The organism is Pseudomonas sp. TUM25319, assembly GCF_056388475.1.
On sequence record NZ_CM150751.1, the window covers coordinates 6,354,793 to 6,377,812 of the forward strand.

A 23,020-nucleotide genomic window follows, 5' to 3' on the forward strand; every position below is an offset into this window, starting at 1 on the left:
CAGGCAACAAAAAAAGGGAGGGCCATGGTAGCGCATCCGACTGGCAAGACAAGCCAAAGGGGTTACCATCCAGTGAGGAAATACGCCCCCCAAGGAAAAACACCATGTCGTATCGAGCGCTTGCCGTGCTCGGTTTCGCCGCCCTGCTGGCCGCCTGCAGCAGCGAAGCCCCCAAGCCCGTGCCACCACAGCCACCGGCCAAGCCGGTCGCCAAACACGTCCATGTGCCGACGCCGCTGCCCGCCTACCAGCGCGAATTGAGCGGCAGCTTCACCAATATTCCCCGTGGCGCCGAGGTCGAAGTCGCCCTGCTGGTGATCGACGAGCGCGGCCGCCCGCAGCGCCTGCTGGCCAGCGACACCTACGACGGCACCGGTCAGGCCCTGCCTTTCCAGTTGCGCTTCAACCCTGAAGTGTTCCCGGCGGGTGGTCGGGTCGAGCTGCGGGCCCGCGCCAGCCAGTCCGGCCAGTTGATCCTGCACCTCAAGCCGCTGAGCGTGACCCGCGCCGACACCCAGGCCTTCGGCCCGTTGCAACTGGAAACGGCGCCGTAGATGGCGCCGTTTGAACTGCAGGCGGCCCTGAGCGGGCTGCTGGGCGATGCGCAACTGGTGGTCAGCGAGTTGCCGGAGTGTGGGCTGAAACTCTGGCTGATCGACGCCGACAACATGGACCGCGCCTTCAGCCCGGAAGAAACCCGGCGCATCCTCGAAGAGCCGCCTTACTGGAGCTTCTGCTGGGCCAGCGGCCTGGCGATGGCACGCTATCTGGCCGAGCGCCCGGAATGGGTCGAAGGCAAGCGCGTACTGGATTTCGGTGCCGGCTCCGGCATCGCCGGGATCGCCGCGAAGAAAGCCGGTGCACTGGAAGTGGTGGCCTGCGACCTCGATCCGCTGGCGCTGCAGGCCAGCCGCGCCAACGCGGACCTCAACGGCGTGGAGTTGGCCTACTCCAGCGACTTCTTCGCCGAAGACGACCGCTTCGATCTGGTGCTGGTGGCCGACGTGCTCTACGACCGCGCCAACCTGCCGCTGCTGGATCACTTCCTCAGCCGCGGGCGCCAGGCGCTGGTGGCGGACTCGCGGGTCCGCGACTTTCGCCACCCGCAGTACCGCCAGCTGGACACGCTGCACGCCCTCACCCTGCCAGACCTGGCCGAGCCCCATGAGTTTCGCCAGGTCAGCCTGTACCACGCCAGCCGCTGAGCCCGTATAGTTGGCGGCATTCATGCGTTCGCGAGAGTCGAGATGAGTCAGGACAACCCGTACATATTCGATACCACCGTCGCCAACTTCGATCAGGTGGTCATCGCCAACTCGCACCACAAGCCGGTGCTGGTGGACTTCTGGGCCGACTGGTGCGCGCCGTGCAAGGCGATGATGCCGGTGCTGGCCAAGATCACCGAGGAGTACCAGGGCGAGCTGCTGCTGGCCAAGGTCAACTGCGACATCGAGCAGGACATCGTCGCCCGCTTCGGCATCCGCAGCCTGCCCACCGTGGTGCTGTTCAAGGACGGCCAGCCGGTAGACGGTTTCGCCGGTGCCCAGCCCGAGTCGGCGATCCGCGCCCTGCTCGAACCCCATGTGCAGATGCCGCCGCCAGCCGCCGCCGACCCGCTGGAACTGGCCCAGGCGCTGTTCACCGAAGGGCGCTACAGCGAAGCCGAAGCCACCCTCAAGGCACTGCTGAGCGAAGACAACAGCAACGCTGGGGCGCTGATTCTCTATGGGCGTTGCCTGGCGGAACGCGGTGAGCTGATTGAGGCGCAGACCGTGCTGGACGCGGTCAAGAGCGACGAGCACAAGGCGGCACTGGCGGGCGCGAAAGCGCAGTTGACCTTCCTGCGCCAGGCGAAGGACCTGCCGGAAGTCGCCGACCTGAAGACCCGCCTGGCACAGAATGCCGAGGACGACGAAGCGGCGTATCAGTTGAGCATCCAGCAGTTGTCGCGCCAGCAGTACGAGGCTGCGCTGGAAGCACTGCTGAAGCTGTTCAAGCGCAATCGTGGCTATGAAGGCGGGTTGCCACACAAGACCCTGCTGCAGGTGTTCGAACTGCTGGGCAATGACCATCCGCTGGTGGGTGTGTATCGCCGCAAGTTGTTCGCTGCCCTGTACTGAGTCTGTACAGGCCTCATCGCCGGCAACGCCGGCTCCCACAAGTATGTGTGGGAGCCGGCGTTGCCGGCGATGAGGCCCTGAAGATCACTCACCCGACCCAGTGATACACCGGCGCATCCGCCCCGCTTTCCACCTTCACCTCACTGCTGTGCCGCAGACGGACCAGCAAGCGCTTGCCCGCCGCCGTACTGCCCGCCAGACCTTCCAGTTGCTCCAGCAGCGCCGGCCCGTCCAGTTGCCCCGCCTTGCGCAACAGCTCCCGCGCCGCCAGCCACTGTGAATCGTCCGCCCGCGGCTGGCCGCCTGCCGCCGGAGCAGCCACCTCGCCCGGTACCGACTCCGCTACTCGCCCAGCCAGACTGGCCCACTCGGCCGGATCCAGTTCCAGGGTCAAATCCACCGGCCACTCGCCGATGTGTCCGCGAATTCGCACGTTTGCATCCTCCGTCGATCAAGGCCGTCATGCTCCCACGCTTCATGAAGAATCGCCAACGAGGCTGGCAAGGGCCGACAAATCTGTTATAACATTTCAAAACCTTTCCAAGCCCGCTCCGGAGTACCGCCATGCGTCGCCTGTTGCTTGCCTTGCCCTTCGCCCTGCTGCCCCTCGCTGCCATGGCCCACGACGATCACGACCACGATCATGACCATGAACACGGCAGCCTCGGCGCCCACGAGCACGGCGTCGCCCACCTCAATGCCGTACTCGATGGCAGCACCCTGGAGCTGGAACTGGAAAGCCCGGCGATGAACCTGGTGGGCTTCGAACACGCCGCCGCCAGCGACGCCGACAAGGCCAAGGTCGCCGCCGTGCGTGCACAGCTTGAACAACCCCTGAAGCTGTTCGGCCTGCCCCCCGCCGCAGGCTGCAAGGAAAGCGACACCGACCTGGAAAGCCCGCTGTTCGGCGACAAGCCGGCCAAGGACGACGATGGCGACGCCGACGAGCACGAGCACGGCCACAGCGATATCCACGCCCACTACCGCCTGGAATGCGCCAGCCCCGACAAGCTCAAGACCCTGGACCTGACGCCGCTGTTCAAGACCTACCCCTCGACCCAGAAAATCCAGCTACAACTGATCGGACCCAATGGCCAGCAAGGTGTGGAAGCCACGCCCGCAAACGCCACGATCAACTTCTAAGCCACCTTCTGCCAGTGAAGCGCCCGGGGTAACCCGGGCGTCGATTTATGAGCCAGGCACTGATTGAACTGACCGACCTGGGCTTCGCCTGGCCGGGACATCCGCCCCTGCTGGACATTCCGGCGCTGCGCCTCGAAGCCGGCGAATCGCTGTTTCTCAAGGGCCCCAGCGGCAGCGGCAAGACCACCTTGCTGGGCCTGCTCGGCGGCGTGCAGAAGGCCGACCGCGGCAGTATCCGCCTGCTCGGCCAGGATCTGAGCGCACTGAGCCAGAGCGCCCGCGACCGCTTCCGCGTCGACCACACCGGCTACATCTTCCAGCAGTTCAACCTGCTGCCGTTTCTCTCGGTACGGGAGAACGTCGAGCTACCCTGCCGCTTTTCCAAAGCCCGGGCCGAACGCGCCACGCAACGTTTCGGCAGCGTTGCCCAAGCGGCCGCCGAGCTGCTCGCCCACCTCGGCCTGAAAGACCCGGCCCTGCTCGCCCGCCGCGCCGACAGCCTGTCCATCGGCCAGCAGCAGCGAGTCGCCGCCGCCCGCGCGCTGATCGGCCAGCCAGAGCTGGTGATTGCCGACGAACCCACCTCGGCACTGGACGCCGACACCCGCGAGGCGTTCATCCGCCTGCTGTTCGCCGAGTGCCGCGACGCCGGCGCCAGCCTGCTGTTCGTCAGCCATGACCAGAGCCTGGCGCCGCTGTTCGACCGCCAGTTGTCCCTCGCCGAACTCAACCGCGCGGCCCGTCCCGCCAGCGACACGGAGGCCTGATGTACCTGCTTCGTCTTGCCCTGGCCAGCCTGGCCAATCGCCGCTTCACCGCCTTTCTCACCGCCTTCGCCATCGCCCTGTCGGTGTGCCTGTTGCTGGCAGTCGAACGGGTTCGTACCGAGGCCCGCGCCAGCTTCGCCAGCACCATCAGCGGCACCGACCTGATCGTCGGCGCCCGCTCGGGCTCGGTGAACCTGCTGCTGTATTCGGTGTTCCGCATCGGCAATGCCACCAACAACATCCGCTGGGACAGCTTCGAGCACTACGCCAACGACCGTCGGGTGAAGTGGGCGATCCCGATCTCCCTGGGCGACTCGCACCGCGGCTACCGGGTAATGGGCACCACCGACGCCTACTTCGTGCACTACCAGTACGGCCGCAAGCAGAACCTGCAACTGGCCGAAGGCCGCGCCTTCGCCAGCGACCCCTTCGAAGTGGTGCTCGGTGCCGAAGTGGCCGAGGCCCTGCATTACAAGCTGGGCGACAAACTGGTGCTGGCCCATGGCGTCGCCGCCATCAGTCTGGTCAAGCACGACGACAAACCCTTCACCGTGGTCGGGGTTCTCAAGCGCACCGGCACGCCCGTGGACCGCACGCTGCACATCAGTCTCGGCGGCATGGAAGCCATCCACATCGACTGGCACAACGGCGTGCCGGCTCGCGGCGATGGCCGCATCAGCGCCGACCAGGCGCGCAACATGGACCTTACCCCGCAAGCCATCACCGCCTTCATGCTCGGCCTGAACAACAAGGTGGCGACCTTTTCGCTGCAGCGCGAGATCAACGAATTCCGCGGTGAGCCATTGCTGGCGATCCTCCCTGGCGTGGCCCTGCAGGAGCTGTGGAGCCTGATGGGCACTGCCGAACAGGCGCTGTTCGTAGTCTCGCTGTTCGTGGTCCTGACCGGTCTGATCGGCATGCTCACGGCAATCCTCACCAGCCTCAACGAGCGTCGCCGGGAAATGGCCATCCTGCGGTCGGTGGGGGCCCGTCCCTGGCATGTTGGCGGACTGCTGGTGCTGGAGGCCTTCGCGCTGTCGGTCGCCGGGATCGGCGTCGGGCTGGCGCTGCTCTATGGCGGGATCGCTGCGGCACAGGGTTACGTGCAGGCCAACTATGGGTTATACCTGCCGCTGGCCTGGCCGAGCCCTCATGAGTGGACCCTGCTGGCGATCATTCTCGGTGCCGCGTTGCTGATGGGCAGCATCCCGGCCTGGCGGGCCTATCGACAGTCACTCGCCGACGGCCTGTCCATTCATCTCTGAGTAACCCCGCGATGCGTCGTGTTCTGCTGCTTCTGCTGTTTCTCGCCCTGCCCGCCTGGGCAGGCGAGCCCCGCACCCTGGAATGGCCGCAACTGATCCCGCCCGGCGCGCCGGTGATCACACCGCAACTGACGCCGATGCACGACCTCGCACAACTCTCGCAACTCGGTGACGCCCTGACCGCCGAGGCCGCTCCGGCAGCGCACCAGCAGGTACCGGACGCGCCGGTGGTCAAGGAACTGGACGGCCAGCAGGTCAAGTTGCCGGGCTACATCGTGCCGCTGGAAGTCAGCGAGGAAGGCCGCACTACAGAATTCCTGCTGGTGCCTTACTACGGCGCCTGCATCCATGTGCCACCGCCGCCGTCCAATCAGATCGTCCATGTCTTCAGCGAGATCGGCATCAGGGTCGAAGAGCTGTACCAGCCCTACTGGATCGAGGGACCGATGAAAGTCCAGTCGTCGTCCAGCGAGCTGGCCGAAGCCGGATACCAGATGGATGCCGAGAAAATCTACGCCTACGAACTACAATGAATGCCCGCGCCGCGTCGCCTTCGCTTTTATTGAGTTGAATCAAAAACCGCCGGTCGGCAGCTCCTTAACATTGGAACCATCGAATCCAAATGTCCCCCCGGAGCTTCCATGAACAAGTCCTTGCTCGGCGCCTCGCTGATTGCCCTCGCGCTTGCAGCCCCTGCCGCCTACGCCCACCAGGCCGGTGAATTCATCGTCCGTGCCGGCGCTGCTACCGTCGCCCCCAACGAGGACAGCGGCAACCTGAAACTCGACGGCGTGAAAGTTGGCGGCACCAAGGCCACCGTAGACAGCGATACCCAGCTTGGCCTGGCGTTCGCTTACATGATCACCGATCACGTCGGCGTCGAACTGCTGGCGGCCACCCCTTTCCAGCACGAAGTCAGTGTGAAGGGCCTGGGCGCCAGCCTGGACGGCAAGCTGGCTGACATCAAGCACCTGCCACCGACCCTGTCGCTGCAGTACTACCCGATGGACGCCGGCTCGAAGTTCCAGCCTTATGCCGGTATCGGTATCAACTACACCCTGTTCTTCGACGAAGACCTGAGCAGCAACCGCAAGGCCCAAGGCTTCAGCAACATGAAGATGAAGAACTCGGTCGGCCTGGCCGGCCAATTGGGCATGGACTACATGCTGACCGACAACCTGCTGTTCAACGCATCGGTCTGGTACGTCGATATCAATACCAAAGCCAGCATCGACGGCCCGTCCGCACTGGGCGTAGGCAAGACCAAGGTCGATGTGGATATCGATCCTTGGGTCTACATGGTGGGCCTGGGCTACAAGTTCTAAGCACAGCAAACAACAGGGGCCGCTTTGCGGTCCTTCGCGAGCAAGCTCGCTCCTGCAAGTGTGTGTGGGAGCGAGCCTGCTCGCGAAGGGCTGCGAAGCGGCCCCTGCTTTTTTACCGAATCAACGTCCCAACAACCGCGCCAGACCCTCGACCAGCGGCGTCGGCACCGGAAACGCGAAGCGCGCGAGCAACCGGCTGTTGTCCGCCCGCGAATGGCGGATATCGCCACTGCGCGCCGGACCATAGCTCACCGCGGGCAGATCGCCCAGCACCGTCTTCAGCGCCGCCAGCAACTGGTTCAGCGAGGTCGCCTGGTTCAGGCCGATGTTCACCGCCCCCTCTTGCACCTCGGCCAACTCCAGCGCCTGGACCATCACCGCCACCAGATCGCCGACGTAGAGGAAATCCCGGGTCTGCTCGCCATCGCCGAAGACGGTGATGGGCGTGCCGTTCAAGGCGCGCTCGCAGAAAATGCTGATGACGCCGGAATACGGCGAGGATGGGTCCTGGCGCGGCCCGAAAATGTTGAAGAAGCGGAACACCACCGGCTCGAGGCCATGCTGGCGACGGTAGAAGTCCAGGTATTGCTCGCCCGCCAGCTTGTCCACTGCATACGGGGTCAACGGCGCCTTCAGCGTATCTTCGACGATGGACTGACCTTCGCCATTATTGCCGTACACCGCCGCACTCGAGGCAAACAGTACCCGGCGAATGCCGGCCAGGCGCGCGGCCTCGCAGACATTCAGGGTGCCAATGAAATTGCTTTGGTGAGTCTTTACCGGGTCGTCCACCGAGGCCTGCACCGACGCTACCGCAGCCAGGTGGACCACAGCCTTGCAGCCACTGGCCGCCCGCGCGACCAGGGCGGCATCGGCGACATCGCCCTCGATCAGTTCGAGCGCAGGGTGATCCAGTTGCAGGTTGTCGCGCTTGCCGGTGGACAGGTCGTCCAGCACACGCACCGCGTAGCCTTTTTCCAGCAGCGCGTCACACAGGTGGGAGCCAATGAAACCGGCGCCACCGGTGATCAGAATGGGGGCATCAGCCATGACGGTAGAATCGATCCAGTAAGGTCGGCAGGCCGGAGCGCCAGGCGCGTGGCTTGATACCGAAGGTGTGGAGAATTTTCTTGCAGGCCAGCACGGCGTGTTGCGGCTCTTCGAAGGCATCGGGGCGGGCTGCGTGTGCCTGGGCGGTCGGGGCTTCCACCGCCAGCTTGCGCAGTTGCGAAGCCTCGCCGAGGATCGCCTGGCCAAGGGCCAGCGGCGTGGTCGCTTCGTTACCGGCGTAGTGATAGGTGCCCCACAGCGGGGCTGCGCAATCGAGTTGCTTGAGCACCGAGAGTATGACCCTGGCGGCGTCGTCCACCGGGGTCGGGTTGCCACGGCGGTCATCGGCCAGCAGCAGTTCCTGGGCGTGCTCGGCACGGGTCAGGAAGCGTCCGAGAACGCCGTCGATGCTGTCGTCCAGCACCCAGCCGAAGCGCAACAGCACATGCTGCGGACACGTGGCACGCACGCTCTGCTCGATCCGCCAGAGCGCCTGGCCGCGCGATCCCAGCGGCACCGGCTCGTCTTTCTCGCTGTACGCGGTGGCGCGGGAGCCATCGAACACCCGGTAGCTCGAAGGCTGCACGAGGATGATCTCGTGGTGCTGGCACAACTCGGCCAGACGTTCCACCGAGCGTTCCTGGGAAGCCAGGCGCTGTTCGCTGACCGACTCGGCCTGGAACCAGTCGAAGTAATAGGCAAGGTTGACCAGGGCGTCCGGGCGGGTGTCGTCGAGCAGCTGGGTCAGGCTGGCGGCATCCCAGCCGTCCTCCGGCGGGCGTGGCGCGAGAAAGCCGATGTCTTCCTCCGCACCGAGACGAATCAGCGCTTGCCCAAGGGCATTTCCACCACCCAACAGCATCAGGCGCATTCGCATACGTTCAGCAGGTCCGCTCAGGTTGATTGAAAAGGAAAGCGCATAGTTTGCGGCTTCCGCCAGGGGAAGTCCAACCCGCCCAAAGGCACGTCACGTTTAAACCCGAGAGCAGGGACGTCCGGTTTCCCACACTACTAAATAGGAATCAGCTTACACCGCCAAAAGAACCCGCTGACTTCGTCAGTTGAAAAAACCGCCTTCAATTAGCGCTCTCGGCTACCTGTTCCGCTGTCAGGTGCCATCCCCGGCACAGATCGCCACCTCACCGTCAGAACGCTAAGGAAGATTCCCCATGCAGGACTCGGAAGTCGCCACCCTCTTCTTCGACAAACACCAGGCGGACCAGCTTCACAAGGGGAGCCTGGACCTCGCCCGCCACGGAGGCCCGCAGGTGCCCGGCGCCGCGCTCAAGGCCCGGCTCTGGGCACGCCTGCTGGAGAGCAGCCTGAGTACGGTGCAACAGGCGACGGTCAACCTGTTCGCCGACGGCAGGCTCGCCGTCCTGCTGTTTTCCAGAATGTCGCCGCCTCGCCACGATGAGGTGCCGACCCACCTGCCAACGCTGGCCGAGCTGGAGCGGGACCTCACCTGCCTGTATCTCGCCTCGCGCAACCAGATCCTGCTGGAGCTGGTGCGCTATCACGCATTTGCCTTCGATATCGACAACAACGGCCAGCATGTGCGGCTGGTCGGCAACTTCAAGGGCGGAGGCCGTCAGCCACGCGCCGATGAAGACCGGCACAACCCGGTGGAGCTCAGCTCGCACGCGGGGCTGCGCCTGGGCCCGCACACCGAGGCGCCTTACCACTGCTCGGTACACGCCGTCGACGGCCACTCGCCGGCACCGTCAGCGCTGATCCTCGCCGCACGCTGGAACCCGGCAGACGAGCCGACCCTGATCGTACCATTGCGCCCCGTCATCGAGGGGCTGGGCAGCCTCGACCTGCTGGCACTGACCTCGCGCTCCTTCGACTTCACCCGCAGTGAATGCTTTGTCAAAGGCCGCGGCGACGGCGGCAACGCCACCTCCATCGTTCAGTTCGACGAACAGGGCGGCTTCACCGTGCGTTACAACGCCTACCGCTTCTCGCTGAACGAGTATGCCAGCGATGCCGCCGCCCGAGCCTTCGACGCCTTCCAGAACCGGCTGGCACAGACCGCTCCGCTGGAGTTCGTGCTGCAGCCCGATACCGTCCTGCTGGTCAACAACACCCGCGCCCTCCACGGCCGCGAACTGCTCCAGGACAATCGGCGCCTGCTGGTGCGCCTGTTCGGCTACTCACGCTTCGCCACCCCGCTGGTGATCCGCGAAGATCCGCTGCTGGTGTGCGGCTGATGATGTGGACGTCCCCGCCAGTGCAGGAAATCGACCTGGTCCTGCTCCTGATCCTCGCCGCCGTAGCGCTGCTGGCGGGGTTCTTCGACGCCATCGCCGGTGGCGGCGGCCTGATTACCCTGCCGATGCTGTTCATGGTCGGCATCGACCCACTGGCAGCCCTCGCCACCAACAAGCTGCAGGCCGCCAGTGCAACGGTTTCGGCGACCGTCACCTTCGCCCGACGCGGCATGCTCGATTGGCGCAGCGGCTGGCCGATGGCGCTGATGGCCTTCGCCGGCGGCGCAGTGGGAGCGCTGTCGCTGAGGCTGGTGTCGACCGAGTTGCTGCAAGCCGCCGTGCCGGCGCTATTGGTGGGGGTGGCCGCCTGGTTCGCCTTCAGCCCGAAGCTGAACGACCAGCAACTACGCACACCAAGGCTGTCCATCCGTCTGTTCTGCCTGCTGGTGGCGCCGCTACTGGGCTTCTATGACGGGGTGTTCGGCCCCGGGGTAGGTTCGTTCCTCATGCTGGCGTTCATCCTGCTCCTGGGCCAGGGCCTGCTGCGCGCAGTGGCCAACAGCAAACTGCTCAATGCCGCCTGCAACCTCGGGGCACTGTCGGTGTTCGCCGCCAGCGGCGCGATCCTCTGGCCGCTGGCGCTGGTCATGGCATTGTTCGCCGTGATCGGCGCGCAATTGGGAGCCCGCTGCGCCGTCTATTTCGGGCCGCGGCTGATTCGCCCACTGGTGGTGACCGTCTGCTGCGTGATGGCGCTGAAACTGCTGCTGGACGCCAGCAACCCACTGGTGGAATGGGTGGTCATGACCTGGCCGTGATGCCTACTCGATCTCGAACAGGCCGTTGCTGATCGGCCCGACGGTCAGGCGCTCGCGTACGTCGTCATCGATCCGTGGATCGTCCGGACGGTACAACTTCACCTGGCGGTAAGCGTTGATGCGATTGATCTCCGGCCCAAGGTACTCCCACACCACCCGGGTGCAGGCCGGGGTACGGCGGTCACCGCTGGAAACGCCGGTCTTGAGGCCGTTGAGGCGCGTGATACGGCTCTTGAAGCTGGGGATGAGGATGGTCTGGCTCATCTCGTTGACGGTGAGTGATTCGTAGTCCAGCAGAAACAGCCGGTCCTGCAGCTGGAAAGCCGCCCCCAGGTAGCGGCAACGCACCCAGTCTTCGGCCTGCACGTCGGTGCTGCTGGAGCGTTCCTGGCGCTCCTGACGCTCGAACAGGAAGTTTCCGTTCTCCTCACGCAGGTGCACCAGCGACAGCAGGATGCTGCCCGGCACCGACATGCAGTTGGAGTATTCGAAGTAGTAGCCGCAGTAGCGCGACAGGTTGCCGGCGTGATGCCGCAGCGGCTGCAGCAGATCGAGCAGCGGGTCATTGCGCACCGGCTGGCTGACGCTGCTGCTACGGGCCCCGATGAGCCGGGCAAACTGCTCCGGCGGCAAGATCAGCTCGTAATCCTCAACCCCGAAGAAATCGCCGATGCGCTTGAGATTGTAGGCCGTCGGCTGACTCTGCCCGCTGAGGTACTTGTTGAACTGCGCCCGGTTGATGTTGAGCTGGCGGCAAACCTCTGAAATAGAGCGGTAATGGCTGCAGGCCAATTTGAGGTTGGGGCCGAGGTGTTCACTCATGGGGAAATCCGGACTTGATGCGACAGACGCTAGTCTAGCATCAAGTCGCACCAACTCAGAGCAACTGGCGAAATTGTAACCACAGGTGTCATAGAGAAACATGCGCCCCATGGACCGAGCGCGTCGACGCCGGCCTACCTGTCTTTCCTGCAAAGAATAAGAATCCGAGGTCACTGCCATGCTCGAAGCGCTCAACGATTTCCTTTCGGGGAAACTCCTTATCGTGCTCATCGTCGGACTGGGTAGCTATTTCACCATCCGCTCCCGTTTCGTCCAGTTCCGCCATTTCGGCCATATGTTCGGTGTGTTCAAGGAATCGTTGCGCGGCCAGGCTGGCCAACTGAGCTCGTTCCAGGCGCTGATGCTCAGCCTGGCCGGTCGCGTCGGCGCCGGTAACATCGCCGGTGTCGGCATCGCCGTTACCCTGGGCGGCCCCGGTGCCGTGTTCTGGATGTGGGTCACCGCGCTGGTCGGCATGTCCAGCAGCTTCTTCGAATGTACCCTTGCCCAGGTGTACAAGCGCGCCGACGGCGACGGCCTGTATCGCGGCGGTCCGGCCTACTACATCCAGCACGGTCTGAAGATCAAGAGCATGGCGATCGTGTTCTCGCTGCTGTTGCTGGTCACTTACGGCTTCGCCTTCAACGGCCTGCAGTCCTACACCGTGACCCATTCGCTGCAGAACGCCTTCGGCTTCGACCCAAGCCACACCGGTATCGCCCTGGCGGTGTTGCTGGCGATCGTCTTCGTCGGCGGCATCAAGCGTATCGCTTCGGTGTCCGACCTGCTGGTTCCGGTCAAGACCCTGGCCTACATCGGCGTGACCCTGTACGTGATCGGCACCCAGATCGAACATGTACCAGCCATGCTGGAAACCATCTTCAAAAGCGCCTTCGGCCTGGATCCTGCCTTCGGCGGCCTGCTGGGCAGCGCAATCGTCATGGGCGTGAAGCGTGGCGTGTTCGCCAACGAAGCGGGCCTGGGCAGTGCGCCAAACGTCGCCGCCGTTGCCGCCGTCAAGCACCCTGGCGCCCAAGGCGTGGTGCAGGCGTTCTCGGTGTTCCTCGATACCTTCGTGATCTGCACCTGCACCGCGCTGCTGATCCTGCTGTCTGGCTTCTACACTCCGGGCTTCGAAGGTGACGGCATCGTCCTGACCCAGAACTCCCTGGCAGCGGTCGTCGGTGACTGGGGCCGGATCTTCGTCAGCGTCGCCCTGTCGCTGTTCGTCTTCACCTGCATTCTCTACAACTACTACCTGGGCGAAAACAGCCTGCAGTTCCTGACTCGCAACCGACTGGTGCTGATGGCCTACCGCGCTCTGGTACTGGCGCTGATCGTCTGGGGTTCGGTGCAGAACCTGGGCACCGTGTTCGCCTTCGCCGACATCACCATGACCCTGCTGGCCTTCGTCAACCTGATCGCCCTGGCCCTGCTGTTCAAGATCGGCCTGCGTGTGATGCGCGACTACGACGAGCAGCGCAAGGCCGGTATCGACCAGCCGGTGTTCGACTCGGCCAAGTTCGCCGACCTGGACCTGGACCGCGCTGCCTGGCCGGCAGGTGCCAAGGCCGAAGCCGCTGCCAGTCAGCCTGCGGGCGAAGCGCAAACCCAGCGCTGATCCGCTCCGGCTGTCGCTCCACACAGAGAGCCGCCCCTTCGCGGGCGGCTTTTTTACGCCCCGATTTTGTGTTTTAGCTCCGGAACTACCGTTATGCGCGCAGTCAAGAATCTCCTCGTCCTCTACACCGGCGGCACCATCGGCATGCTGCAGACACCCCAGGGCCTGGCGCCGGCGGGCGGTTTCGATGCGCGTATGCGGGACTGGCAGGCCGAGCATCCCGAGGCTCCGGGCCCTGAATGGACGCTGCGGGAGATGTCACCGTTGCTCGACAGCGCCAACATGCAGCAGGCCAACTGGCTGGCGATGCGCGACGCCATTGTCGAGGCGGTGAAACAGGACGGCCACGATGGCGTGTTGCTGCTGCACGGCACCGACACCCTGGCCTACAGCGCGGCGGCGTTGTCATTCCTGCTGCTGGGGCTCGACCTGCCGGTAGTGCTGACCGGCTCGATGCTGCCGGCCGGCGCGCCGGACAGCGACGCCTGGGACAACCTCGGTGGCGCCCTGGCGCTGCTCGCCAGGGGGCTCGAAAGCGGCGTACACCTGTTCTTCGCCGGCAAACTGATGTCGGGCGTGCGTGCCAGCAAACTGCGCAGCGAAGCCTTCGATGCCTTTGCCGAATTGCCCCGTCATCGCGACGGCGAACGGGCTGCCGAGGTTCCGGCGGAGCTGAGCTATTGCCAGCCAAGAACCGAGGTGAGCCTGGCAGTGCTGCCGGTCTACCCCGGCGTACAGGCAGTGCATGTACGGGCGCTGGTGAACGCCGGCATCGAGGGCCTGCTGCTGGAGTGCTATGGCAGCGGTACCGGCCCGTCGGACGACGAGGCGCTGCTGGAAGCCCTGCGCGAGGCCGGCGAGCGTGGCGTACTTGTCGCGGCCATCAGCCAGTGCCCGGAAGGCAGCGTGGTGTTCGACACTTACGCCGCGGGCAGCCGCCTGCGTGATACAGGGCTGGTGTCGGCCGGTGGCATGACCCGTGAGGCAGCGCTGGGCAAGTTGTTCGCACTGCTGGGCGCCGGGCTGGACCTGGCGACGGCGCGGCATTGGTTCGCGCTGGATCTGTGTGGGGAGCGGGCGTAGGGTCTGGTTTCAGGGGCCTATCGCTGCATGGGTATCTAAACATCTCAAGTCACAGCTGCTTTGGCTGCGAAGGACCTCGCGAGAGATCCCGAAACCATCCGCACTAGCCTCTAATCAGCCAGCGATTGTCGATTCACAGTGCCCGACCTGCCACGCGTCTCCAGATTCACTGAGTGGGCGGGTCCAGGGTTCATCTCAAGGGCAAGAACCTGTGGGATTGAATCAGCGCTTGACCAAAAACTGGCCCTCTCCCAGATAGTGGAGACAAGAGGCACGATCCGATAGCTCACCTTCCTCGCCAATCAACTCGTACTCCTCGGCCAGAAATTGCTCGGCAGAGACGCCCGCCCCGTCCTTGAACATCGCCATGCCGATCAATAATACAGAGCCGCCAATAAGAAAGATAAAAACCAGGTGAACTCTAATGTAATGGACATCAAAAGTGCCATCGATCAGTTTCACTGCCATATATCTGTACCCCAACCCGCCAGCGAGCAATCCGTTAACCAGGGCAAAAGCGCTCATAACTACGAGCAACAGCGCGAAAATCTTGAGCCTGGGTCTGGCAGAAGGATTGGCGTTCAGAAATGTTTCATAACGTTCAGCGAATCGTGGAACCTGGAACGCCACCCCAATTGGAGGAATGTTAATTTTAACCTTTGCCACTACCTAACTGCTCAAAGCCTATTCAGCAGCGGTTTAATATTTGACACGGAATCTATCTTCACCCAGGTATTTGACGGGCGCGTAGCCTTCACTAAGCGGCCCCTCGTCATCAAACAACTCGTATTCGCGGGTCAGGTAATCCCGAGGAGAAACACCTGCTGCATCGCGGGAAACCTTTACAGCAGCGAGCATTATGAGGGCACCTATAGACGACAAGGCTTTGTTCTCGATGCTGAGAGGCTCGACCAACAGGTTCCATGCCCCGATAAGGGCCATAATCCCACCAAGCATAAATAATGCAAACCCCGGCCAATTTGACTCCGCTATCCGAGAGGGGTCTTCGTCAATGAAGGCGTCATAAGCCTCGGAGAAGCCTGGCACCTGAAACTCATCGCCCTCGTCTGGAATTACAATTTTCGGTTTTACTTTCTCGCTATTTTGCTCGGGCATTTTTCACCTTCCATAAAAGTGCCCGATACTACATCCATACATGCTCCTGCGAGCGCGCCCCGCCTGCACAACTGAAAAACCAGACAAATCCTACATGCAAAGTAAGAAAGTCCACCTGAAAAAGTTCTCCACCTGTAGGGCTCGAGTCAAACTCCGATTTTTCGACAAAAAAAACCCGCGAGAACACTCGCGGGTTTCAGGTCATTCCGTTCCGAGTTTTACAATTTAATATTGTTATACACACCCAAGAGTGCTCAAAGCGACTGATTTTGCCCATTATATCAGTGTTTCAATCAATACAAGCCGAAAAACGTAAAATAATTTGTAAAATATCTGCACCAAAAACCGGCTATTTTTTACATTCTTTGCTTCGATGCCGAGCAGCTTCATTCGCAGGGCAGCGTCTGTACCTAGCCAATGGCTCAGTAGAACTTTGACCTCACAACCCTAGGGAGCGAAGCTCATCACGGACTGTTGTGAGCAGCGCATCGACTGATTCCTTCTCGTCCAGATGCGAGTAGGCCAAAAGAGTCACAGGGCTGATTTCCAGAGCAGCGGCGAGCTGTTCCAATTTCTCAACAGTAGGGCTGCGCAGCCCACGCTCCAGCTCACTGATGAACGGCTGGCTCGGGCCCAACATTTCCTGAGAGAGATTTTTCTTAACCCGGATCGCCCTCAACGCTGCTCCGAATGAACCCTTACGTCCCATTTGCAACCAATCCGCAAAAGTAACGATAAGGCCTTCTATGCAACAGAACATCTATACTGCATGCCGTATATGATGACTTTTTCCGGTAGCAACCGATTTTTCAGGCTTTGGTCGCTGGCAGAACGGATTGCCGTCACTGCCACGAATACCCCTCCAGAGCCGACCTCAATCAGCGAATAGCGGAGAAAAACGTGTTCATTACGGATCTTTCAGAAGAGGTGAACGCACAAGCGGGTGCCGGTGTCGACGGCCTGAAGAGCTGGAAACGGCTTGATACCAGCGATCCATGGTTTCAGATCACGGTAACCCGTGGCATGAGTCCAAACGAGGAGCAGAGCGTCATCTTCCTCTCGGAGCCCCTAGAACTACAGCCTTTGGTTCATAGAATCCAATGCTGTAACGATGTCTGCATCAACGACATCGCTGTTTCCACCCCCGGCGACGTCAACGGCTCAGGGCAGTGGAGACTCGATAAGCTACTTGAGGTGATGGTCTGCTTCGACCTGGACACAGCCGAAACGCACATTCAGTACCGTACCGACGCCGGCCTGTACGGGGAATTGCCTTCACGAAGCAGCATCAAAGGGATAGTCAAGAAAACTGTGTTCCTAGCTGCCGGGCTTCCGATGAACCTTTTTGACCCCGCGAGATACAGTTTTCTCTACGACTAAGAATCGCGTTCTGCAGAAGAGGACACGCCAACAAAGAAACCATTCACACTCTTTAATTAAACGCCTCTACGGTGTGCGTCTTCGTCTCAGCCCCAATCCCCCTAACATGAGAGATCAAATCTAACTCCCAATCATAGTGATAGATATCGATTCGGCGAGAAAACGGAGCACGATTGAACCTTGTCGAGAGCCACTCGGCTAAAAGCCTGTCCGTGAGAACGTGGACGCGAGACTCGTCTCCTGGCCATAGTGAAAGCCACAGGAGCTCAGCACATGCACGATCACGAGAAGCAGTATTCGGGTTGCCACCAGAGGTATTGTAAGTACCAGTAGACACGCCACCAATCACTATCCCTTCAGCATAAATATCAAACTCGTGCAACGGGCCGGTTGAACCGACAGAAAGCCTCTTGGATACCGCATCACAAGACATAAGTCGTGACAACGCCGTTCGGGCTCGCTTTTCAATTTCAAGCCGTTCTCTCTTGTTCATAGACGAATTGGTACCCGAACAGGCAGAGCACTGTTCACCCAGTTCGTTTGTGCGAGAGCCCGCATACCAGCCGCACGGACTCTAAGATCTCCGTCAATCGAGCGCACGGTAACAATAATGTCTACGGGTAATGGCTCGGTAAGCGTAGGCTCATAGGCACGGAGCAAGGCAGTAGCTTGAAGCCCCCAGTTGGTGCCGGCCAACCCCCTCGGGAAGGCTTTGCGGTGAACCTTCACCGGAGACCATTTACTGCCGCTAGAAATCTGCGCACTTTCATACCCACTCTGACCCTCCTCGCTCTCCATCGGCACCTTGCCGGTGATGGTGCTGCCCTCTATAAGCCCAAAGCTCAGTTCAATATTGGCCCGAACATATTCGCTACCAGCATTGGGATCTAGCGGCGGGGCATAAACTGCCGTCATGATCACCTCCCCGCGAAATTTCCCATCCTCGATCAGCACATCTGGAATTGGGTACGGTGTCTTTCGCCACCGCATGTTTCCCGGCACCAGGTTCGCTTGAAATACCAATGTGAAGCTATCGTCTGAGTCATACAACGCATTCATCACGTCGTCAGGTCGACCTGCTCCGAAGTATCTGCGCTCATACGAACTGTAATCCGGCGATGACAACTGTGCAGAGTGAATCAATAACGCCTTCACCAATGACGGAGACGGAGTTGGAGTCTGACGCCCTGTCAGCGCTTGCCATGCATGAGCGGCCATACACGACGCAAGTGGAGCGGCATAACTTGTTCCGAACGAGGGATAGAGATAGTTCCGAGGAGCCAAAACCTGGAGACTGGTCGAACCCGCCGACCAAGGCGCATGTACTCCACCACCGACATGCGTGATATCCGGTTTAGGCGTAAAAACAGGACCAGGTCCGCACCTTGAATATGGTGCAGGATGCCCCACTGCAGACAGGCTATCCGCTGCATCAATATGAGAAACAGAGGCGACAGTCAGTGATCTGACAGACTCTCCAGGAGTCGAGATCCTGTCGAAAAGTGCTTCCTGGGTGGGCCAGTTCCGCCGGGGGATGTCATTGTAGTTGCCTGCCGCGACAACAAAGAGCACTTGGTACTTGTCACTCAGTTCATCGAGGGCCATCGAAAAATCACTGAAAGCACTTTCGTCGCATGGGTCGCCACCGATCGACAGATTCCATACTTTCACGTCTGGTCGACGCTTTACCGCTTCCCGCAACCTCTCCTCAAGATCACTCATGTGTGAACCAGTTACCTCCAAGGCACACACATCATGGATCAACGCGGGTGTAGTCGGGATCCACGCATGCTTGCCGTTGTAGAACGAGCCTCCGGCAACCAATGAAGCAACGGCGGTTCCATGTTCATAGTTGGTGTCTGGCGGAAGCACATATGTTTGGCGTGTTCTCACATACCCTGCAATGGAGCTGGCATCTGGACTTACACCTGTATCAAAGACCGCCACAGTGGGTAGCGTCACCGAGTTTTCTGGTGTGTGGGTAGCACTGGAACCACTCTGTGGCACTATCAAAGTATTACGGGGCCTGAAGACCGGCTCTGCATAAATCCTCCTGATACCAGGAAAATCCAGCAACTGGTCCAAACCGGCATCAGTGATTCGATCAAGGTCCTGAATGCCAATGATGGGTAATCCTCGCCCCTGCGCAATCTCTATAAAAGGTAGTGAGAGCGACTTCAGGGTACGTAGCACCGTTTCATAATTGAACGTGTTGAAACTGTCGTGCTGATACTGGAAAAACCTGAGTACCGCTCGACCATAGTCGAGCAACTGCTTGCTGCCTTCAGGGTTTCTACGGCTACGGTCCCATGGCTGGATCGACTCAATAGCACTGAGATTGCACCTGATGGCGATCGTGTCACGCTTGAGGATCACATTATTGAACGTACTCAGGCTTTGCGCAGATGCGCCAACCAACATTTCGTCAATGCGCGCATGGCCCGCCGGCTCAAGGCTCGCCTCCTCGGCGAGCTTGATGGGACGATGACTTTTGGCAATACCGGTTTCACGCAGCTTCAGCACCAGGTGGGTGAAAGCTTGTGGATAAAGTGTCTGCTCATGAGCAAGCGCCCTGCTCGCCTGAGTGAGCGCCTCGGCAAGAGCGTTTCGATACGCGACATCAACATCCACAAGTTCTTTACTTTTTCCTCGCCCGCCTGGCACGGAGGAAAGATCCGCAGATTGGAATGGAATGTGGATGAACGGATTTTCAACCCGCGCATTCAACGACGCCTGCACGGGTGCTTTCTTGCGAGCCACTGACGACCTCCTCCTTGAGGATCTTGCTAATTTGCCTAGTGGATAGGTCGTAAAGCCTTCCCAGCGTTCTGAGAGAGAAGAACCTAGGCGCCCATCCATTGAGCCATCGAATTTCTGATTCCGTAGTAGATAGCACTCGGCCATCAGTCAGCGCAAGGTTCAAACCCAACCGGCGGAACAATTGGTCTTCATCTATCACTGACTGGTTCGAAAGCACAGCCGCACGTTTGGTGTCCAAACACACCTGTTCAATATTTGCGCCGGTGATTCCGGATGAGATTTTTGCCAGATGCTCAACGTCCAGCCCCTCAGCACTGAAGGGTTCCAGATACTGCTTCCAGAGCAATTTACGTAGAGCCAAATCAGGCTCCGTCATGGGAAGACGGAAACTGAAACGACGCCAGACTGCTGGATCCAGTAGCTGGTCATGATTCGTGGCAGCAACAATTATGGTGTTTTCTGGCACAGCATCAATGTTTTGCAGCAGCGCAATAACGACCCTCTGCAGCTCACCAATGTCCCTTTCGTTACCGCGAGCACCGGCCAATGCATCGAACTCGTCCAAGAAAAGGACGCATGGCCGCTGTTGCGAATACTCGAAAACGCGCCGCAGGTTTCGGCTGGTCTGACCCAGCAAACTACTCACAAGGGTGTCACAGCGCACGGTCAGAAGTGGGAGGTCCAGACTTGCGGCCACATAGCGGGCCAGCTTGGTCTTACCTGTTCCCGGAGGTCCATAGGTAAGTAGACGACTAGCCGTTGCAGCTCCTACACGTGCCAAATCATCAAACCTGCGAACGTTGGCCAGGAACTCCTGTACCCGGCTTTCCACAGCACTGGATAGCAACAGCAAATCCCTACCCAGCTCTGGACTGCTCACATCGACAGTATGTAGATGACTTTCACCATCTGTTGGGAGGTTGGAGAAGCTAAAACCATTAGCCGCATCCTGCGCACTAGCAAGCGCAGCAGGTGCCCGGGCAAGCCGCTCCCGGATCATGCGAGCTTGACGCTTATCGCCATCGCTCTCCAGCTTGTCTGCCAGCAGGCCTGCATAGTTCGAAGCCATGCTGGCGTTCGCCTTAAGCGCGCCATCCAGGATCTTCAAGATTTCAGAGAGGTGTTCCACAAGTTGATTCGCTCAGAGGGGGATCTGTTTCGGATTTCGGCGAGAGTGTAGCGCATTGATCAGATATCGTTTCGCTTTCATGCGCTAGTGATTCACTACGAACACACCACTCATCGGATCTGCTTCAACGATCTCACCAAACACCTTCCGAACGAAGGCAATTGGCCATACCCTGAGGCGGTGGCCATTGCCACCTACGAAAACCAAGCATGGAGTAGCCTGATGAAAGCCGTTTCCCTCATTGTCGCAATTGTTCTTTCTTTGTCCTCAGTAACAGTATTCGCACATAGCGGTGGTACTGACTCCAAGGGATGCCACACGAATCACAAAACCGGTGACCGCCACTGCCACTAAAAGCACCTTCTCCGGTAGGTGCCTCTTTGACAGCCTAAACGTTCGGGTCAGAACGTTCGGTGGCTGTGTCCGCCTACTTTCAGGAGTAGCGTGCTCAGCCTTAGCAAAAGCTTGGCATTCATGGCGTTTTCGCTATCTGTGCTGAGGCGAAGCGACAAGAACTCTTCGGGGCACCAAGCAGGAAGGAGTGTTGGATGGGGTCAGAGGTCTCGTACAGCGCCTAATGAAAAGCAGCCCTGCATTGCGCTCGGGCTGCTCAATATGGGCTTCTTACCGTCAGCCTTGCCGCCACTCCGTCGGACTCTGTTCACCAGGCATTACAAGTGCTTCGTAGTGCGCGATCCCGGCCGAAGCCGCAGCCAGCGAAACGGTTTCCCTCGTGTAGCGGACCGCAGAGTCGATGGTGTTTCCTGGTATGAAGTAAGCCGTCCAAAGTGTCGTCAGCTTGTGCTTGATGTAGTGACGCTCTTTGAGAAACTCGTTGAACCGATTTCTCTGAACCTGCGTCACATTGCTGTTCAAATCAACGGTGAGCGTTACATGAATGGTCATGATCACTCACCCCGCTGCTTGTTCGACTGGGAAACGACAGAGGCCGCCAGTGCCTTCGTATCTGCACTGTACTTCTCGCTCTGGAGGACCTTACCCGCTTTGGCCTCCATCTCTGCCCCGGTTTGCTTGCCGTTGCCAGTCTGAGCCAAGACCGACGCCGCGAGACTCTTAGCGGTAGCCGAGGCGTTTGGATCCCGAAGCGTTTCAGAGGCAAGGCTGGCAGATTTTGCAGATGACTGCTTGGTATTGCTCGGCATAGAAATGCCCTCATTTGAAAGGTCGAATTTTGATCTCCCAAGGGCACCGCCTAGCAGCCAACGGTTGACGAAAATGTCAATGTTTGGCCCAATGCAGTCCCCCTGGGACCTACCTAGCTACTGTTGGTTTCAGATGGTGCGGGTGATAGCGCTTCGGTCGCCAAACTTAGAACGCTATCGCTCGCAGACACTTCCTTCCACCTCGTTCGAGGTCAGTAGCCAACGCAGAACCACAAGATGTGGTGTTTTTCTGCGCATGAGATACAAGATAATGCGGTTTCCTCAGGAATTGCAAGGCGCCCCCCTGTGGATAACTTGTGCGTAGTTTGTGAGTGATTCGGGACAAACCGCTGTAGGGCTTATGCCACGCGGGTACGACCGCCCATCACGAATTTTTAAATGCCACAGCCGAGCTGATGCATACCGCAACAGTCCTTGCTTGCTACCGATTTTCCCGGATCGCTATCGCTGAATCCTGTGACGCTCACCATTGATGCGGTGGTGATAGCACGCCGGGTATGGTCGGAAATGAGGAACACTGCAGCACTGTAAAAACTGCCGAGCGCGCGACCAATGAAGCCTGTTGGACACAGGGCTCGTCCTTTCCCTTCGAAGATGGCGCAGGAACCGCGAGCGTGGGACAAAATAGCAGCTTGCGAGGTGGCCCCCTCATCGCCCTGCTCATCAATCATTCAGGTAACGATAATGGCTAAGGACATTGAAAATCCCTGCGTCTCACTATGTCAGTTGAACGGTGAGATGTGCATCAGCTGTGGCCGGACGAAGGAAGAGATCCGAAAATGGCGAGGTATGAAAAGGCCGGAGAAAATGGCCACCGTTCAGAAAGCGGCCACTCGTATGAAAAGCATCACCAAGAAGAATAAAGTCCACTGATTTTGGCCAGTGCTAGTGATTGTTGGAACAGGTGCCACTCACCATATATCTGACCAGATGCAGCTCCCCTTGGGAGTCCTCATAGCTCATCAGCTTCTTCACATTGCCGCAGTATCTGACGTTCTGAGACATGTGAATCGTCTTTGCCACATCGATTTTCATGCTATAGCGATAGTCCTGCAGTTCCGGCATGGGCTTGTCCACGCTCGTGGCGTAGCGTGCGGTGGCCTCTCTCGCATCCTGTTCGAGACGATCGTTGATGTTCTTGATGTCGTTCTGCGCCACGGCCGAAAAAGAAGCCAGAAGCAGAACCAATGAACATGCGTATTTAATCCAGGCCATGACGGACTC

General features: G+C 60.1%; 28 protein-coding genes. 15 read left to right on the forward strand and 13 right to left on the reverse strand.

The window, feature by feature from the left end:
• The first annotated feature begins 104 nt into the window (after nucleotides 1-104).
• The 3 genes from AC05QJ_RS28750 to trxA are packed head-to-tail and all read left to right on the forward strand — an operon-like array spanning nucleotide 105 to nucleotide 2,120.
• Nucleotides 105-554, forward strand: coding sequence for a YbaY family lipoprotein (locus AC05QJ_RS28750; protein ID WP_476744586.1), 450 nt, complete (start codon nucleotides 105-107; stop codon nucleotides 552-554).
• Entirely contained in the window at nucleotides 555-1,205 is a 651-nt protein-coding gene (locus tag AC05QJ_RS28755) for a class I SAM-dependent methyltransferase (protein WP_476744587.1), read from the forward strand.
• 42 nt (nucleotides 1,206-1,247) lie between these two features.
• On the forward strand, nucleotides 1,248-2,120 hold the full coding sequence (trxA, locus tag AC05QJ_RS28760) for a thioredoxin (RefSeq protein WP_476744588.1): 873 nt from the start codon (nucleotides 1,248-1,250) through the stop codon (nucleotides 2,118-2,120).
• A gap of 88 nt (nucleotides 2,121-2,208) precedes the next feature.
• Here trxA and AC05QJ_RS28765 read toward each other — a convergent pair whose 3' ends face one another.
• A complete protein-coding gene (locus AC05QJ_RS28765) occupies nucleotides 2,209-2,553 on the reverse strand; it encodes a hypothetical protein (protein ID WP_476744589.1) in 345 nt (114 codons plus the stop codon).
• Between the two features lie 131 nt (nucleotides 2,554-2,684).
• Here AC05QJ_RS28765 and AC05QJ_RS28770 point away from each other — a divergent pair, with 131 nt between their 5' ends.
• The 5 genes from AC05QJ_RS28770 to AC05QJ_RS28790 all read left to right on the forward strand — a co-directional run bounded on the left by AC05QJ_RS28770 (nucleotide 2,685) and on the right by AC05QJ_RS28790 (nucleotide 6,620).
• Complete coding sequence (locus AC05QJ_RS28770; protein ID WP_476744590.1) at nucleotides 2,685-3,263, forward strand: DUF2796 domain-containing protein; 579 nt, start codon at nucleotides 2,685-2,687, stop codon at nucleotides 3,261-3,263.
• A 47-nt stretch (nucleotides 3,264-3,310) separates the two neighbouring features.
• Nucleotides 3,311-4,030 (forward strand): ABC transporter ATP-binding protein, encoded by a 720-nt coding sequence (locus tag AC05QJ_RS28775; RefSeq protein WP_476744591.1) that lies wholly within the window; start codon nucleotides 3,311-3,313, stop codon nucleotides 4,028-4,030.
• Nucleotides 4,030-5,295, forward strand: coding sequence for an ABC transporter permease (locus AC05QJ_RS28780; RefSeq protein WP_476744592.1), 1,266 nt, complete (start codon nucleotides 4,030-4,032; stop codon nucleotides 5,293-5,295). Before AC05QJ_RS28775 ends, AC05QJ_RS28780 begins: the two co-directional genes overlap by 1 nt.
• 11 nt (nucleotides 5,296-5,306) lie before the next feature.
• On the forward strand, nucleotides 5,307-5,828 hold the full coding sequence (locus AC05QJ_RS28785) for a DUF3299 domain-containing protein (RefSeq protein ID WP_476744593.1): 522 nt from the start codon (nucleotides 5,307-5,309) through the stop codon (nucleotides 5,826-5,828).
• A gap of 108 nt (nucleotides 5,829-5,936) precedes the next feature.
• A complete protein-coding gene (locus tag AC05QJ_RS28790) occupies nucleotides 5,937-6,620 on the forward strand; it encodes an OmpW/AlkL family protein (protein WP_476744594.1) in 684 nt (227 codons plus the stop codon).
• A 120-nt stretch (nucleotides 6,621-6,740) separates the two neighbouring features.
• Here AC05QJ_RS28790 and AC05QJ_RS28795 read toward each other — a convergent pair whose 3' ends face one another.
• Together AC05QJ_RS28795 and AC05QJ_RS28800 are read right to left on the reverse strand one after the other, a co-directional pair.
• Complete coding sequence (locus AC05QJ_RS28795) at nucleotides 6,741-7,670, reverse strand: NAD-dependent epimerase/dehydratase family protein (protein WP_476744595.1); 930 nt, start codon at nucleotides 7,668-7,670, stop codon at nucleotides 6,741-6,743.
• Nucleotides 7,663-8,547, reverse strand: a complete 885-nt coding sequence (locus AC05QJ_RS28800) for a sugar nucleotide-binding protein (RefSeq protein WP_476744596.1) — start codon at nucleotides 8,545-8,547, stop codon at nucleotides 7,663-7,665. The genes AC05QJ_RS28795 and AC05QJ_RS28800 overlap by 8 nt, the downstream gene beginning before the upstream one ends.
• A gap of 292 nt (nucleotides 8,548-8,839) precedes the next feature.
• Here AC05QJ_RS28800 and AC05QJ_RS28805 point away from each other — a divergent pair, with 292 nt between their 5' ends.
• Nucleotides 8,840-9,883 carry a TauD/TfdA family dioxygenase gene (locus AC05QJ_RS28805; protein ID WP_476744597.1) on the forward strand — a complete coding sequence of 348 codons (1,044 nt, stop codon included), beginning with the start codon at nucleotides 8,840-8,842 and terminating at the stop codon, nucleotides 9,881-9,883.
• The gene (locus AC05QJ_RS28810) at nucleotides 9,883-10,701 is read left to right on the forward strand and encodes a TSUP family transporter (RefSeq protein WP_476744598.1); all 819 of its coding nucleotides are present in this window, start codon (nucleotides 9,883-9,885) and stop codon (nucleotides 10,699-10,701) included. Before AC05QJ_RS28805 ends, AC05QJ_RS28810 begins: the two co-directional genes overlap by 1 nt.
• Before the next feature lie 3 nt (nucleotides 10,702-10,704).
• On the opposite strand, the gene AC05QJ_RS28815 is transcribed toward AC05QJ_RS28810, so the two are convergent.
• A complete protein-coding gene (locus AC05QJ_RS28815) occupies nucleotides 10,705-11,523 on the reverse strand; it encodes a helix-turn-helix domain-containing protein (RefSeq protein ID WP_476744599.1) in 819 nt (272 codons plus the stop codon).
• 178 nt (nucleotides 11,524-11,701) lie between these two features.
• On the opposite strand from AC05QJ_RS28815, the gene AC05QJ_RS28820 reads away from it, so the two are divergent.
• Both AC05QJ_RS28820 and AC05QJ_RS28825 read left to right on the forward strand, forming a co-directional pair.
• A complete protein-coding gene (locus tag AC05QJ_RS28820; protein WP_476744600.1) occupies nucleotides 11,702-13,144 on the forward strand; it encodes an alanine/glycine:cation symporter family protein in 1,443 nt (480 codons plus the stop codon).
• Nucleotides 13,145-13,237: 93 nt separating this feature from the next.
• Nucleotides 13,238-14,227: an asparaginase gene (locus tag AC05QJ_RS28825; protein ID WP_476744601.1), complete on the forward strand. Its 990-nt coding sequence runs from the start codon at nucleotides 13,238-13,240 to the stop codon at nucleotides 14,225-14,227.
• A 222-nt stretch (nucleotides 14,228-14,449) separates the two neighbouring features.
• Here AC05QJ_RS28825 and AC05QJ_RS28830 read toward each other — a convergent pair whose 3' ends face one another.
• From AC05QJ_RS28830 to AC05QJ_RS28840, 3 genes are all read right to left on the reverse strand, one after another.
• Nucleotides 14,450-14,893 (reverse strand): hypothetical protein, encoded by a 444-nt coding sequence (locus tag AC05QJ_RS28830; protein WP_476744602.1) that lies wholly within the window; start codon nucleotides 14,891-14,893, stop codon nucleotides 14,450-14,452.
• Between the two features lie 33 nt (nucleotides 14,894-14,926).
• Entirely contained in the window at nucleotides 14,927-15,343 is a 417-nt protein-coding gene (locus tag AC05QJ_RS28835) for a hypothetical protein (protein ID WP_476744603.1), read from the reverse strand.
• Between the two features lie 439 nt (nucleotides 15,344-15,782).
• Nucleotides 15,783-16,052 (reverse strand): helix-turn-helix domain-containing protein, encoded by a 270-nt coding sequence (locus tag AC05QJ_RS28840; RefSeq protein WP_476744604.1) that lies wholly within the window; start codon nucleotides 16,050-16,052, stop codon nucleotides 15,783-15,785.
• Between the two features lie 191 nt (nucleotides 16,053-16,243).
• Between AC05QJ_RS28840 and AC05QJ_RS28845 the strand changes: the two genes are divergently transcribed.
• Complete coding sequence (locus tag AC05QJ_RS28845; RefSeq protein WP_476744605.1) at nucleotides 16,244-16,723, forward strand: hypothetical protein; 480 nt, start codon at nucleotides 16,244-16,246, stop codon at nucleotides 16,721-16,723.
• A 489-nt stretch (nucleotides 16,724-17,212) separates the two neighbouring features.
• On the opposite strand, the gene iteS is transcribed toward AC05QJ_RS28845, so the two are convergent.
• Both iteS and iteA read right to left on the reverse strand, forming a co-directional pair.
• A complete protein-coding gene (gene iteS, locus AC05QJ_RS28850; RefSeq protein ID WP_476744606.1) occupies nucleotides 17,213-19,483 on the reverse strand; it encodes a S8 family anti-phage peptidase IteS in 2,271 nt (756 codons plus the stop codon).
• Complete coding sequence (gene iteA / locus AC05QJ_RS28855; RefSeq protein ID WP_476744607.1) at nucleotides 19,434-20,612, reverse strand: anti-phage ATPase IteA; 1,179 nt, start codon at nucleotides 20,610-20,612, stop codon at nucleotides 19,434-19,436. The genes iteS and iteA overlap by 50 nt, the downstream gene beginning before the upstream one ends.
• A 222-nt stretch (nucleotides 20,613-20,834) precedes the next feature.
• Here iteA and AC05QJ_RS28860 point away from each other — a divergent pair, with 222 nt between their 5' ends.
• Nucleotides 20,835-20,966: a YHYH domain-containing protein gene (locus tag AC05QJ_RS28860; protein ID WP_476744608.1), complete on the forward strand. Its 132-nt coding sequence runs from the start codon at nucleotides 20,835-20,837 to the stop codon at nucleotides 20,964-20,966.
• 276 nt (nucleotides 20,967-21,242) lie between these two features.
• Here the strand turns inward: AC05QJ_RS28860 and AC05QJ_RS28865 are convergent, their stop codons facing one another.
• From AC05QJ_RS28865 to AC05QJ_RS28875, 3 genes are all read right to left on the reverse strand, one after another.
• Nucleotides 21,243-21,518 carry a hypothetical protein gene (locus AC05QJ_RS28865; RefSeq protein ID WP_476744609.1) on the reverse strand — a complete coding sequence of 92 codons (276 nt, stop codon included), beginning with the start codon at nucleotides 21,516-21,518 and terminating at the stop codon, nucleotides 21,243-21,245.
• 2 nt (nucleotides 21,519-21,520) lie between these two features.
• Nucleotides 21,521-21,775 carry a hypothetical protein gene (locus tag AC05QJ_RS28870; protein ID WP_476744610.1) on the reverse strand — a complete coding sequence of 85 codons (255 nt, stop codon included), beginning with the start codon at nucleotides 21,773-21,775 and terminating at the stop codon, nucleotides 21,521-21,523.
• 395 nt (nucleotides 21,776-22,170) lie between these two features.
• Nucleotides 22,171-22,467 (reverse strand): hypothetical protein, encoded by a 297-nt coding sequence (locus AC05QJ_RS28875; RefSeq protein ID WP_476744611.1) that lies wholly within the window; start codon nucleotides 22,465-22,467, stop codon nucleotides 22,171-22,173.
• 13 nt (nucleotides 22,468-22,480) lie between these two features.
• Here AC05QJ_RS28875 and AC05QJ_RS28880 point away from each other — a divergent pair, with 13 nt between their 5' ends.
• The gene (locus AC05QJ_RS28880; protein ID WP_476744612.1) at nucleotides 22,481-22,669 is read left to right on the forward strand and encodes a DUF1289 domain-containing protein; all 189 of its coding nucleotides are present in this window, start codon (nucleotides 22,481-22,483) and stop codon (nucleotides 22,667-22,669) included.
• A 12-nt stretch (nucleotides 22,670-22,681) separates the two neighbouring features.
• Here AC05QJ_RS28880 and AC05QJ_RS28885 read toward each other — a convergent pair whose 3' ends face one another.
• Nucleotides 22,682-23,011: a DUF2790 domain-containing protein gene (locus tag AC05QJ_RS28885; protein ID WP_476744613.1), complete on the reverse strand. Its 330-nt coding sequence runs from the start codon at nucleotides 23,009-23,011 to the stop codon at nucleotides 22,682-22,684.
• Nucleotides 23,012-23,020: the final 9 nt, after the last annotated feature.